Annotated in this window: 10 protein-coding genes; 4 read left to right on the top strand and 6 right to left on the bottom strand. The window is 62.1% G+C overall.

Annotated features, from left to right (window positions below; all coding sequences use genetic code 11):
* Nucleotides 1-63: 63 nt before the first annotated feature.
* Both G3O01_RS05555 and murU read left to right on the top strand, forming a co-directional pair.
* A complete protein-coding gene (locus G3O01_RS05555) occupies nucleotides 64-1,140 on the top strand; it encodes a phosphotransferase (RefSeq protein ID WP_205803520.1) in 1,077 nt (358 codons plus the stop codon).
* Nucleotides 1,141-1,143: 3 nt separating this feature from the next.
* The gene (gene murU / locus G3O01_RS05550; protein WP_205803519.1) at nucleotides 1,144-1,863 is read left to right on the top strand and encodes an N-acetylmuramate alpha-1-phosphate uridylyltransferase MurU; all 720 of its coding nucleotides are present in this window, start codon (nucleotides 1,144-1,146) and stop codon (nucleotides 1,861-1,863) included.
* A gap of 745 nt (nucleotides 1,864-2,608) precedes the next feature.
* On the opposite strand, the gene G3O01_RS05545 is transcribed toward murU, so the two are convergent.
* Nucleotides 2,609-4,480, bottom strand: a complete 1,872-nt coding sequence (locus tag G3O01_RS05545; RefSeq protein WP_205803518.1) for an ABC transporter ATP-binding protein/permease — start codon at nucleotides 4,478-4,480, stop codon at nucleotides 2,609-2,611.
* A gap of 292 nt (nucleotides 4,481-4,772) precedes the next feature.
* Here G3O01_RS05545 and G3O01_RS05540 point away from each other — a divergent pair, with 292 nt between their 5' ends.
* Nucleotides 4,773-5,168, top strand: a complete 396-nt coding sequence (locus G3O01_RS05540; protein WP_205803517.1) for an acyl-CoA thioesterase — start codon at nucleotides 4,773-4,775, stop codon at nucleotides 5,166-5,168.
* Nucleotides 5,169-5,227: 59 nt separating this feature from the next.
* On the opposite strand, the gene G3O01_RS05535 is transcribed toward G3O01_RS05540, so the two are convergent.
* Complete coding sequence (locus G3O01_RS05535) at nucleotides 5,228-8,350, bottom strand: EAL domain-containing protein (protein ID WP_205803516.1); 3,123 nt, start codon at nucleotides 8,348-8,350, stop codon at nucleotides 5,228-5,230.
* A gap of 181 nt (nucleotides 8,351-8,531) precedes the next feature.
* A complete protein-coding gene (locus G3O01_RS05530; RefSeq protein WP_205803515.1) occupies nucleotides 8,532-9,008 on the bottom strand; it encodes a nitrate reductase associated protein in 477 nt (158 codons plus the stop codon).
* 118 nt (nucleotides 9,009-9,126) lie between these two features.
* Between G3O01_RS05530 and fdhD the strand changes: the two genes are divergently transcribed.
* A complete protein-coding gene (gene fdhD, locus G3O01_RS05525; protein WP_205803514.1) occupies nucleotides 9,127-9,948 on the top strand; it encodes a formate dehydrogenase accessory sulfurtransferase FdhD in 822 nt (273 codons plus the stop codon).
* 21 nt (nucleotides 9,949-9,969) lie between these two features.
* On the opposite strand, the gene G3O01_RS05520 is transcribed toward fdhD, so the two are convergent.
* From G3O01_RS05520 to G3O01_RS05510, 3 genes are all read right to left on the bottom strand, one after another.
* Entirely contained in the window at nucleotides 9,970-10,734 is a 765-nt protein-coding gene (locus G3O01_RS05520; RefSeq protein ID WP_205803513.1) for an enoyl-CoA hydratase, read from the bottom strand.
* Between the two features lie 577 nt (nucleotides 10,735-11,311).
* Nucleotides 11,312-11,503 carry a hypothetical protein gene (locus tag G3O01_RS05515; protein ID WP_205803512.1) on the bottom strand — a complete coding sequence of 64 codons (192 nt, stop codon included), beginning with the start codon at nucleotides 11,501-11,503 and terminating at the stop codon, nucleotides 11,312-11,314.
* Complete coding sequence (locus G3O01_RS05510; protein ID WP_205803511.1) at nucleotides 11,503-12,702, bottom strand: acetyl-CoA C-acyltransferase; 1,200 nt, start codon at nucleotides 12,700-12,702, stop codon at nucleotides 11,503-11,505. Before G3O01_RS05510 ends, G3O01_RS05515 begins: the two co-directional genes overlap by 1 nt.
* Nucleotides 12,703-12,707 lie beyond the last annotated feature (5 nt).

The raw sequence follows: 12,707 nt of genomic DNA, 5'->3' as shown, positions 1-12,707 counted from the left end.
AAAAAAGTCGTGGGGTATTATATGGCAAGACGTTGCCCACCCCGATTTTGTCGCCGGTATTTCATGACGCATTCCCCCGCTTCTTCCCTTACACCAGCTTCTTCGACGCCGGACGCCCGGCTCGCGCTCCTCTCCGCCTGGCTGCAAACCCACGCCGACCGTTACGGTCTGGACGTCGCCACCCTGAAACCCGCTTCCGCCGATGCCAGCTTTCGCCGCTATTTCCGCCTCGCGGGCAGCGGCGCGGAGCTGGCGGCCGCCGGCGCGACGGTGATCGCCGTCGATGCGCCGCCGCCCGAGAAATGCCGTGAATTCGTGCAGGTGGCGGATTTGCTGGCCGACGCGGGCGTGCATGTGCCGCGCGTGCTCGAAGTGGATCTGGACGCGGGCCTGATGCTCGTCACCGATCTCGGCACGCAGTCGTATCTGGCGACGCTGAAGGAAAGCAGCCCTGCCGACGCCCGCAAGCTGATGCGCGACGCGCTCGATGCGCTGATCCGCTGGCAGCTCGCGTCGCGCGAAGACGTGTTGCCGGCTTTCGACGAAGCGTTCCTGCGGCGGGAAATGGAACTGATGCCGGAATGGTTCATCGGCCGGCATCTCGGGCGCGAGGTGGATGAGAAGACGCGCGGCGTGCTCGACCGCACGTTCGCCCTGCTGGTGGCGAGCGCGCGGGCGCAGCCGCAGGTTTTCATGCTGCGCGATTTCATGCCGCGCAATCTGATGATCGCGAGCCCGAACCCTGGCGTGCTCGACTTCCAGGACGCGGTGTACGGGCCGATCACGTACGACGTCGCGTCGCTGCTGCGGGATGCGTTCATCGGCTGGGACGAGGAGTTCGAGATCGACTGCTTCGTCTACTACTGGGAACAGGCGAAAAAAGCGGGCCTGCCCGTCGATGCCGACTTCGGCGAGTTCTACCGGCAGATCGAATGGATGGGTTTGCAGCGGCACATCAAGGTGCTGGGTCTGTTCTGCCGGATCAACTATCGCGACAGCAAGCCGCATTACATGGCGGATCTGCCGCGTTTCATCGGTTATGCGCGCAAGGTGTCGGAGCGCTACCGGCCGCTCGCGCCGTTCGCGAAGCTGCTCGATGAGCTCGAAGGCCGCGCGGTCGATGTTGGCTACACGTTCTGACGGGTGACGCACTTGAACAAAGCAATGATCTTCGCTGCCGGGCGCGGCGACCGGATGCGGCCTTTGACGGACACGTGTCCGAAGCCTTTATTGAAGGTGGGCGGCAAGCCGCTGATCGAGTGGCAGATCGAGCGGCTCGCGAGTGCGGGTTTTTCCACGATCGTGATCAATCATGCGTGGCTGGGCGCGCAGATCGAAGAGACGCTTGGCGATGGTTCGCGGTTTGGGGTTTCGTTGCGCTACTCCGCGGAAGGTGAAGCGCTTGAAACCGCTGGCGGGATTGCTCAGGCGTTGCCGTTGCTCGAGGACGCGGGCGAGCCGGAAGTGTTCGTCGGTGTTGCTGGTGATGTGTATGCCGACTTCGATTACGCTTTGCTGCGGGGGCACGCTGCGCGGCTGGCTTTGGCCGATGAACCTGGGATGCATCTTGTGATGGTGCCTAATCCTTCATTTCATCCTCGCGGGGATTTTGTTCTCGCGGATGACGGTGTGCTGTCGCTCGATGGTGCACCTCGTTATACGTTTGGCAGTATCGGCGTGTATGACACTCGTATGTTTCGCGATCTCGCGGCTGGGACTCGGCGTGCTCTCACGCCCTACTATCGCGAGGCTATTTCGCTCGGGCGTGTTACGGGTGAGCTTTATGATGGGCTTTGGGAGAACGTTGGGACGCCTGCTCAACTCGAGGCGCTTGATAGGGTTTTGAAGGCGCAGCGGGGGTAGGGGTTTGTAGTGGGTCGGTTTGGGTTTTCGCTGGCATCCGCGATGTGCCTTCGTGCTTCAAGCGTTGCCCCTGTGCGGGGCGGCACTTACTTTCTTTGCCGCCGCAAAGAAAGTAAGCAAAGAAAGCGGGCTAACACCGCCAATTCTTGACCACCGCCTGAGGGCCCCCAACGGTTCCCTCGCTTCAAACGCTAACTTCTCAGTCGACGCCCGTTGCCAACGCTTCGGCTAAGCGCCTCACCCGCTCCAATCACCCGTAGCACCGCCAGCGGCAGCGAACGGTCACCGCCGCCCAGGTGGCAAACTGTGTGTAGGTCGTAGTGCCTCACACCTCAGCGCTCCTACGACACCGATCGTGCTTTTCAGTCCAAAGTAAAGCGCATGCGGTGCGAAAGCCGACACACAGTTTGCCGCTATAGAACGTGAGCGATTTGATCGCGCCAGCGGCGACGCGCGTGTGTGAAGCGGGTGATGAGCCAATTCGAAGCGTTGGCAGCGGGTATCGAGAAGAGCGACGCCGCATGAAGGAGAGGACCCGTTGGGGGCCCTCAGGCAGGAACAAGAACTAGCGGTGTTCAGCGGCTTTCTTTTGCCTACTTTTCTTTGCCGCGGCAAAGAAAAGTAGGTGCCGCCCCGCACAGGGGCAACCCAGGCAAACCAATAACACATCGCGGATGCCAGCGAAAACGAAACTCACGGATGCCAGCGCAGAGTCAAAACATAACGACTGTCAGCGACAAAAATCTCAATCGTCCCCTGCAACCTCTTCGGCATGCGCAGCCCTCTCCTGCTGAAGAGCCCACATCTGCGCGAACAATCCGCCGGCGGCTAGAAGCTCCCCAAAAGTCCCACGCTCGCAGATGCGCCCCTTATCCATCACGATAATCTGCTCCGCATGAACAACAGTCGAAAGCCGATGGGCAATAATCAAAGTCGTCCGCTCACGCGCGATCTGATCCAGCTCATGCTGAATAGCTCTCTCAGAGCGAGAATCAAGCGCTGAAGTCGCCTCGTCGAACAACAGCACGGGCGGATTCTTCAGCAAGGTCCGCGCAATCGCCACGCGCTGCTTCTCTCCACCCGATAACTTCAATCCACGCTCGCCGACAGGCGTCTCGTACCCCTTCGGCAAACTTTCGATGAACTCATGAATATGCGCCGCTCGCGCCGCCGCGATCACCTCATCGCGTGTCGCCGACGGCCGGCCATAAGCAATGTTGTAATAGATCGTATCGTTGAACAGCACGGTATCCTGCGGCACGATGCCAATCGACGCCCGCAGCGAATCCTGCGTCACATCGCGAATATCCTGCCCGTCGATGCGTATCGCGCCGCCCGTCGCCCGGTCCAGATCGTAAAAACGAAACAGCAGCCGCGCGAGCGTCGATTTGCCTGAACCGCTGTGACCCACCACCGCCGTCGTCGTGCCCGCGGCAATCGTGAAGCTCACGTCATGCAGGATCGGCCGCGATGGCTCGTACGCAAAGTTCACATGGTCGAAGCTGACCTGCGCGCCCTGCACGACGAGAGCCGGTGCATCGGGCGCATCAGGCACTTCGCGGGCCGCGCCCAGCAGCGTGAACATGCGGTCCATGTCGGTGAGACTCTGCTTCAGCTCGCGATACACGACGCCAAGAAAATTCAGCGGAATATAAAGCTGCAGCATGAACGTATTGATCAACACCAGATCGCCGAGCGTGAGCCGCCCCGCCATCACGCCCTGCGTCGCGCGCCACAAAATAAACACGAGCCCCGTGCCGATGATCGCCTGCTGTCCGAAGTTCAACGCCGACAGCGAGTTTTGCGACTTGATTGCCGCCGCGCGATAACGCTTCAGGTTTTCGTCGTAGCGCCGCGCTTCCCACTCTTCGTTGTTGAAGTACTTGACCGTCTCGTAGTTCAGCAGCGAATCGATCGCGCGCGAGTTCGCGTTCGAATCGAGCTCGTTCATCGTGCGACGGAAATGCGTGCGCCACTCGGTCACTTTCACTGTGTACGTGATGTACGCGGCCAGCGCGATAAACGTGACGATCGCGTAGTACGCCTCGTATTTGACGACAAAGAAACCCAGCACGAGTCCGACTTCAACCAGTGTCGGCAGAATGCTGTACAGCGAGTACGAGATCAGTTGCGTGATGCCGCGCGTGCCGCGTTCGATATCGCGCGACATGCCGCCCGTCTGCCGCTCCAGATGAAATCGCAGGGACAATGCATGCAGATGACGGAACACTTTCAGCGCAAGCTGACGCACCGCGCTTTCCGTGACCTTCGAAAACAGAATTTCGCGCAGCTCGGTGAAAAGCGACGTGGACAGCCGCACCACCGCATACGCGACCACCAGCAGCCCGACGCCGCCAAGCAGCACGATACCTGGCGCATCCGTCGAGCGGCCCAGCGCCGTCAGATGCTGCACCGACGCCAGACTGTCGACGATGCGCTTCATCACGATCGGCACGCCGAGATTGGCGACCTTCGCGCCGATCAGGCAACTGAGCGCGAACGCGACGCGCCATTTGTAAGTCGCGAGGTAAGGGAGCAGCGAGACGATGGTCTGCCAGTCGTTGCGCGGCTGGTTCGAAATCGGCGACAGCTCCGTCGAAGAGGAAGATCGACGCATGGTTCTGTTGTGGGGAAAGCCTGCACGCTTGACGCGTGACTCGGGGGGAATGTGACGGGCGGGCGCGTCCAGTTGACGGGGCCAACCGATGGTGCCAACCGATGGAGCCAACGTCGCGAACGCAGCAGGCCGGCATTAAGTTCCAGCCTGCGCTTTCCCGTACAATTCCTGATCTGCCAATATTGTCGCAGAAGCCGGCTGGCGCCGCTTTCGCCGCGCTGACTCTGGTTCTCCCGGTCATGTCGTCGTGCAAGCCGCCCCGGTCGGCGCAATTGAATTCATGGATGCCCCGATGACCGAGAACCCCCAACTTCCGCAGAAATCATGCGCATTGCGCGTCGTCCCGCAACCGTCGGACGCGAACGTCCACGGCGACGTGTTCGGCGGCTGGATCATGGCGCAAGTCGACATCGCCGGCTCGATACCCGCGAGCCGCCGCGCAAATGGCCGCGTCGCGACCATCGCAGTCAATTCGTTCGTGTTCAAGCAACCGGTGTTCGTCGGCGATCTGCTGAGCTTTTACGCGGATATCGTGAAGACGGGCAACACATCGGTGACCGTCTCCGTCGAGGTCTACGCGCAGCGCATGAGCCTGTCGGAAGAAACCGTGAAGGTCACGGAAGCCACGCTCACCTATGTCGCGACGGACAGCGACCGCCGTCCTCGCGCATTGCCGGAACTCGAGTAAGCAATTACGTCGCGCCCATGGCAGGCGCGGCCTTCAACGTCTGCCCGAACGCCTGAAGTTCAGGCGTCCGCCGCAACCAGCGCCGCGCTCTCCGCGCTCCGCTGCAACATGCCGGGAATCGCGTCGTGCGGCATCGGCTTCGCGAAGAAATAGCCCTGCATTTCGTCGCACGCACGCTCCTTGAGAAAGTCGAGCTGCGTCGACGTCTCCACGCCTTCCGCAATCACCTGCAGATTCAACGAGTGCGCAAGCGCGATGATCGCCGACGTGATCGTCTCGTCGTCCGATGATTCGCCAATATCCGACACGAACGACCTGTCGATCTTCAGGCGATCGACCGGGAAACGCTTCAGATAGCTCAGGCTCGAATAGCCAGTGCCGAAGTCGTCGATCGCAAGGCCGATGCCAAGCGCGTGCAGTTCGTTGAGCATCGACACGGCCTCTTCCGCGTTGCGCATGATGGTGCTCTCGGTCAGTTCGAGTTCGAGATATTGCGGGTCGAGCCCGGTCTCTTCGAGCACCTGCATCACGAGCTTGGCGATATCGCGCTGCTGGAACTGCCGCGCCGACAGATTCACCGACACGCGCGCAGGCGGCAAGCCTTCGTCCTGCCACGCCTTGTTCTGCCGGCACGCTTCGCGCAGCACCCATTCCGACAGCGGCCCGATCAGCCCGCTTTCCTCTGCAACGGGAATGAACTGCGAAGGCGGAATCAAGCCGACTTCGGGATCGCGCCAACGCACCAGCGCTTCCATGCCGACCACTTGCCCCGTTTCGATATCGACCTGCGGCTGATAGTGCAGCAGGAATTCGTTGTCGCGCAGCGCGCGGCGCAAACGCCGCTCCAGATTCAGGCGCGCGCCCGCCGATACGTTCATCTCCGGCTGATAGAACTGGAACGTGTTGCGGCCCATGTCCTTCGCGCGATACATCGCGAGATCGGCCTTCTGCATCAGCGTCTCGGCGTCGTCCCCGTCTTGCGGGAACAGGCTCGCGCCCATGCTGCAGCCCACGTACAGCTCCGTGCCGTCGAGCCACACCGGCTCCGAGATCGACGCGCGCACGCGCTCCATCCACGCGATCAGCGACTGCTCGTCGACGGTATCCGTCATCACGATCACGAACTCGTCGCCGCCATGACGCGCGACGGTGTCGCTCGCCCGCGCGCAACGCGCGAGCCGGTCCGCGACCACCGACAGCAGCCGGTCGCCGACGCTATGTCCCAGACTGTCGTTGACGTTCTTGAAGCCGTCGAGATCGATGAACACGACTGCGACGCCGTTGTGGTGCCGCTGCGCGACGATCAGCGCATGTTGCAGGCGGTCGCGCAGCAGATTGCGGTTGGGCAGACGCGTGAGGCTGTCGTAATTCGCCTGATATTCGAGCTGCTCCTGATAGCGGATCAGCGCCGTCACGTCGTTGATGACGGCGATGTGGTGCGTGGTCTGTCCTTCGGCATCCGGCACGGGCGCGATATACAGCTGATTCCAGAACAGCGCGCCGTCCTTGCGATAGTTGCGCAGCACGGCGCTCACCTCGCGATTCGCCGATAGCGCCTGCCTGATCGCGGCGATGCCTTCCTGATCGCGGTCGTTGCGCTGCAACAGCCGGCAATCCTGACCGATCACTTCCTGCGGATCGTAGCCCGTGATGCGCTTGAACGCGGGGTTCACGTACTCGATCAGATTGCCCTCCTTCGAAGGCGCCGTAATCAGAATCGCGTTGACGCTCGCGTCGAGCGCGCGGCTTTGCAGGCGCAGCGCGAGGTCCGCGCGCTTGCGCTCGGTGATGTCGGTGTACGAGCCGAGCACGCCGATCACGCGGCCATCGCTGTCGGTGAACGGCAGCTTGCTCGTCACCGTCGTCCGATGCACGCCGTCGATCACCATGTCGGTTTCGTAGTTCATCTTCGGTACGCCCGACGCCATCACCTCGGTATCCTGGCCGCTGAGTTCCTCGGCGAAGGCGCGCCACGGCATGTCCTCGTCGCGCTTGCCGATCACCTGTTCCGGATACGCGAGGCCCGCGTCGCGCGCGAACGCCATGTTGCAGCCCAGATAGCGCAGTTCCTTGTCCTTCCAGAAGATGCGCTGCGGGATGTTGTCGATCACCGTTTCCAGCATCTGGTTGGAACGCTGCGCTTCGGCTTCGGCGTTGATCTGCTCGGTGACGTCGTCGGCAAGCACGAACAGCGCGGGGCGGCCCATGAAGCTCATCGCGTGATACGAGATGTCGGCGCTGATCTGCGAACCATCCTTGCGGCGGTGATGCCAGATGCCCGCCATCGTGCGCGGCCCACCCGGCGTCACGTCGCTGCGCTGCAAGTGCGATTCGAGCCGCGCGACTTCGGCATGCGGGCGGATCGCGCGCACCGTCATCGCGAGGAATTCGGATTCCGAGTAGCCATACTGCTGGACGGCCGCCGCGTTCACGGCCAGAAAACGCAGCGTGTCGCGGTCGAAGATGTACATCGGCACGGGATGCTGCTCGAACAGCCCGCGAAAGCGCTCGTCATGCCGGTGCAGCGCCTTTGCGATGCGCAGCTTTTCGCGCGCGACGTTTTCACGCGCGCCGAAGGTGTAAATCAGCAGCGCGCTGCCCGCGAGCATCGTCACGATGAGGAACAGCATCGCGTAACGCGAATCGCGCATCGACGCGTCGAGCGCAGCCTTCAGCGCGAGGTCCTCCTGGGTGCGCAACAGGTCCATGCGCGCTTCGAGCCCGTCGACTTCCATGCCCAGACGCGTGTAGGTCTGCGCCGCCCAAGCGCGCGAGCCGTCCTGCTCGGGCGCGGTGGTTTTGGCGAGCGCCAGCGCAATGTCCTGTTCGAGGCGAGAACCGTCGGATGTGAGTTGCGCGAGCGCCTCCGCGACCTTCGGCTGGTGCGCCAGCTGCTCGTGCAATGACCTGTCGATCTGCGCGAGCGACGCGGACATGGCAGCCGCAGCGCCCGCAGGCGCCGGCTCGGCGGACGATTCGTAGCGCCCGAGCACGCCCAGGCCGTCTTCGAGCGTCGCGCGATAGGCTTCCAGATTCTGGCGGATGGCCGTCGAACGGACCGTACGCGCGTCGGCGTCGCGCTGTCCGCAAATCTGCGTGTACGCGACGAAGGCGTTCGCGCCGACAGCCGCAACGACGACCGCCAGATTGATCAGCAGCCGCTTCGATAGAAAAGAGATCATAGGTTCCGAACGTCGTTCGATCCTGCAGGCGGGGGCGCGCGGAGAAGCCAGTCACAGGCGGCGCGCACGGACCACGCAGCAAACGACGCGCAGCCGGGCGCAGCGCTTTACGCGCCAACCTTTGGATTACGGCAGCGTTCGGAAAAGATTGAGGGTAAACGCGAAAAATCTTGCGCCAGATTCAACCGGCGAGGCCGAATTCCTTCATGGCTGGCACGAAATCGTGGTTACTCGTGCTCTTGCGCGACAGTTTGGCAAGCACATAACGCTGGAACGGCTGGAGTTGCGCCCACTGCGCCGCGCCCGGCGCCGCGAGACTGGCGAGTTGCGCCTGATGCAGCACGCCATCCGGCACGACTGCAGTGTCACGCCATGCCGGGTTATCCTCGGGCGTGAACCATTCGGGCTCGATGTTCGCGTGCGTGCGCATCATCTCGAACAGGGCGTGATCGAAGTTCGGCTCGATCGCGGTGTCGTCGTCGGCGGGGAAACGCGCCAGCAGCACGCGGTCTTCGTGCGGCAGCATCTGCCATTGTTCGAGCGAAATCCGCAGCCCAAAACGGTCGAGATTGAATCGGACGACCATCGGAATGAACTTCAGATTCTCCGAAGATTCGACCTCGAAATTGAACAGCAGGGGCGCATCATTGAGTCCCATGGCAGATTCCTCTTATTCGGTGGCCAACGCGCTGTGCCGGTCTGAGGTATTTTAGAACCATATTGGCGACGCGGCGGCATCAGGCCGGGTCGCGGCTTTTTGCGCAGGAGTGAAGCAGGTGAACGAACTGGATACGGGCGAACAGCCTGGCATCGTCGAGCAGGCGGTGCGCCGGCATCGTGGCGGCGCGGTCGAAAGCGTTGCCGATCATGTTGGTCAGGAGTGGCCCGTCGCGCTCGTCTTCAACGGCATTTCGCACGCGGTGATGATGTGCACGCCGCGCGATCTCGAAGAATTCGCGGTGGGCTTTGCGATTTCGGAAGGGATTGTCGAGCGTGGCGCGCACATTCAGGACATCGAGGTCGAGTTTCGCGACGGCAAATTGCCGCATGCGGAAGTGCAACTGACCGTCGTGCAGCAGGCGTTCGCCGCGCTGAAGGAAAAGCGCCGCGCGCTGTCGGGGCGCACGGGTTGCGGCGTGTGCGGGATCGAGAGCATCGACCTGCTCGATCTGACGCCGGAGCGCGTGCCGGACACGGGCTTTTTGCAGCGCCTCGCGCCCGACGCGATCGCCCGCGCCGCGAAGGAACTGCCCGCGCACCAGGCGTTGACGAAGATGACGGGCGGCCTGCACGCCGCCGCGTGGTGCGACGCGACGGGTGCGATCCGCTACGCGTTCGAGGATGTCGGCCGTCACAACGCGCTCGACAAGCTGATTGGCCGGCTCTCGCTGGATCGCGTCGATACGCGCGAAGGGTTTGTCTTTCTGTCGAGCCGCGCGAGCTACGAGCTGGTGCGCAAGGCCGCGCGCGTCGACATTCCGATGGTGGCGACGATCTCGGCGCCGTCGTCGCTGGCGATCACGATTGCGCGTGAAGCGGGCGTGCGGCTGGTGAGTTTTTGTCGCGAAGCAGGCTACGTCGATTACGACACCGTTTGACGCCCGCTTCGCTTTTCGCGCCTAGCTGAATTGACGGAAGTCGGGCTTGCGTTTTTCGAAGAAGGCCTTGAACGCTTCTTTTGCTTCGGGCGCGAGCAGCATCTTCGCGAAGTGCACGGCTTCGTCGGTCATTTGCGTCTGGATTTCGTGCTGTGCGGCGCGCTTCATCAGTTGCTTGGTGATGCGCAGCGACGATGCGGGCAGAGCGGCGAGCTTCTGCGCCTGCTGAAGCGCGAACGCGTCGACTTCGGCCGCGGGCAGCAGACGGTTCACGAAGCCCATCCGCTGCGCTTCTTTTGCATCGAAGGCTTCGCCGAGCATCAGCTTTTCGGCAGCCGACTGATAGCCGGCGACGCGTTGCAGCAGCAGCGACGATGCGGCTTCAGGGCAGAGTCCGAGTTGCGAGAATGGCAGCGAGAAGGTTGCGGTGTCTGCTGCGTAGACGAGGTCGCAATGCAGCAGCAGCGTGGTGCCTATGCCGACGGCTGCGCCCGCTACCGATGCCACGATCGGTTTTTCCGCCGAGCTGATTGCGCGCAGGAACTGGAACACAGGCGCGTCTTCGCTGACGGGCGGCTGCTTCATGAAGTCTTCCAGGTCGTTGCCGGCGCTGAAGATTGCTGCACTTCCACGGATGTGGATCGCCCGCGTGGCGGGGTCTTGTTGCGCTTCTGTCAGCGCGTCGGCCATCGTCTGGTACATCGCCGCAGTGATTGCGTTTTTCCGTTCCGGGCGGTTGAAGGCGATGGTCAGCACGTCGTGAGTGCGGGTTGTTTCGATGTCCATTTGTCGTTCCTCCAGGTTTTCTTTGCTTCTGCTGTTCGCGTCTTTTGCTTGGGTTTGTGGTCGCATCCGCGATGTGTTTTGCCCACTTCAAGCGTTGCCCCTGTGCGGGGCGGCACTTACTTTCTTTGCCGCGGCAAAGAAAGTAAGCAAAGAAAGCCGCTGAACACCGCCAATCCTTGTTTCCGCCTGAGGGCCCCCAACGGGTCCTCCACTTCAAACGGCAACCTGCCATTCACTGCCCGTTGCCAACTCCCTGAATCCGCGCCTCACCCGCTTCACACTCCCACGTCGCCGCTAGCGCGATCAAATCGCCCACGTTCTATAGCGGCAAACTGTGTGTAGGCTGTCGCGGCGTACGCGCTTCACTCCGGACTGAAAAGCAAGGTCGGTGTCGTAAGAGCGCCGACGTGCGAAGCACTACGACCTACACACAGTTTGCCACCTGGGCGGCTGCAACCATTCGCTGCCGCTGGCTGCGCTATGAGGGCTTGAAGCGGGTGAGGCGTCTAGCCGAAGCGATGGCAACGGGCGGTGATTGAGAAGTTACCGTGCGAAGGATAAGAACCGGTGAGTGCCCTCAGGCAACAACAAAGGCTGGCGGTGTTAGCCCGCTTTCTTTGCTTACTTTCTTTGCGGCGGCAAAGAAAGTAAGTGCCGCCCCGCACAGGGGCAACGCTTGAAGCACCAATAACAAAACGCGGATGCCAGCGAAAGCGAAAGCGAACCGCTCCATAAACCCCGAGCGGCCCGCCAGCACCAGCACCAACATCAAAGCCGCTCAATAATCCCAGCAGCCCCCATGCCCGTGCCAACACACATCGTGACCATCCCGTACTTGAGATTCCGGCGGCGCAGCCCATGCACAACAGTCGCAGCACGAATCGCCCCGGTAGCTCCAAGCGGATGCCCCAACGCAATAGCCCCGCCCATCGGATTGACCTTGGAAACATCCAGCCCAAGATCGCCAATCACCGCCAAAGCCTGCGCAGCAAAAGCCTCATTCAACTCGATCCAGTCGATATCATCCTGCTTCAAGCCCGCGGCCTTCAGCGCCGCAGGAATCGCCTCTTTGGGCCCAATGCCCATAATTTCAGGCGGCACACCACGCACTGCAAAGCTGACGAAACGTGCCAGCGGCGTCAGATTGAACTGCTTCAGAATCTTCTCCGACACCACGATCAATGCGCCCGCGCCGTCCGACGTCTGCGAGCTGTTGCCCGCCGTCACCGAACCCTTGTTCGCGAACACCGTACGCAGCTTAGCCAGCCCTTCCATCGACGTATCGCCACGCGGACCTTCGTCCAGCGACACCTCACGCGTCTTCACCTTCACTTCGCCCGTCGCGAGATCGGGGAAGCGCTCGGTAATCGTGTACGCGGCGATTTCGTCGTTGAATTCGCCCGCCTGTTGCGCAGCAACCGCCTTGCGATGCGATTCGACCGAGAACTGGTCCTGCTGCTCACGGCTCACCTTCCAGCGCTCCGCTACCTTTTCCGCCGTCAGACCCATGCCGTAGGCAATACCGACATCTTCATTGCGATCAAAGATATGCGGCGACAGCGACGGCTTGTTGCCCATCATCGGCACCATGCTCATCGATTCACAACCGCCCGCGATCAGCACGTCCGATTCGCCGACGCGAATCCGGTCCGCCGCCATCGCCAGCGCGGTCACGCCCGATGCGCAAAAGCGGTTCACCGTCACGCCGCCAACCGTATTCGGCAGGCCAGCAAGCAGCGCGCCCATACGCGCTACGTTCAAACCCTGCTCCGCTTCAGGAATCGCGCAGCCGACGATCGCGTCTTCGATCAACGAGGTATCGAGGCCGGGCACCTGTGCCACCGCCGACTTGATCGCGTGCACCAGCAGTTCGTCCGGGCGCGTGTTCCTGAACATGCCGCGCGGCGCCTTGCCGATCGGTGTGCGGCTCGCGGCGACGATGTATGCGTCCTGCAATTGCTTGGTCATTTTAA

The organism is Burkholderia sp. Ac-20365 (genome assembly GCF_017104715.1).
Classification (GTDB): Bacteria; Pseudomonadota; Gammaproteobacteria; order Burkholderiales; family Burkholderiaceae; genus Paraburkholderia.
This window is presented reverse-complemented; position numbering and strand designations above follow the sequence as displayed.

Coding starts and splice junctions, on each gene's coding strand:
- G3O01_RS05555 (WP_205803520.1), top strand. CDS start 64: ATGACGCATTCCCCCGCTTCTTCCCTTACACCAGCTTCTTCGACGCCG.
- G3O01_RS05545 (WP_205803518.1), bottom strand. CDS start 4,480: ATGCGTCGATCTTCCTCTTCGACGGAGCTGTCGCCGATTTCGAACCAG.
- G3O01_RS05540 (WP_205803517.1), top strand. CDS start 4,773: ATGACCGAGAACCCCCAACTTCCGCAGAAATCATGCGCATTGCGCGTC.
- G3O01_RS05535 (WP_205803516.1), bottom strand. CDS start 8,350: ATGATCTCTTTTCTATCGAAGCGGCTGCTGATCAATCTGGCGGTCGTC.
- G3O01_RS05530 (WP_205803515.1), bottom strand. CDS start 9,008: ATGGGACTCAATGATGCGCCCCTGCTGTTCAATTTCGAGGTCGAATCT.
- G3O01_RS05520 (WP_205803513.1), bottom strand. CDS start 10,734: ATGGACATCGAAACAACCCGCACTCACGACGTGCTGACCATCGCCTTC.
- G3O01_RS05515 (WP_205803512.1), bottom strand. CDS start 11,503: ATGTTGGTGCTGGTGCTGGCGGGCCGCTCGGGGTTTATGGAGCGGTTC.
- G3O01_RS05510 (WP_205803511.1), bottom strand. CDS start 12,702: ATGACCAAGCAATTGCAGGACGCATACATCGTCGCCGCGAGCCGCACA.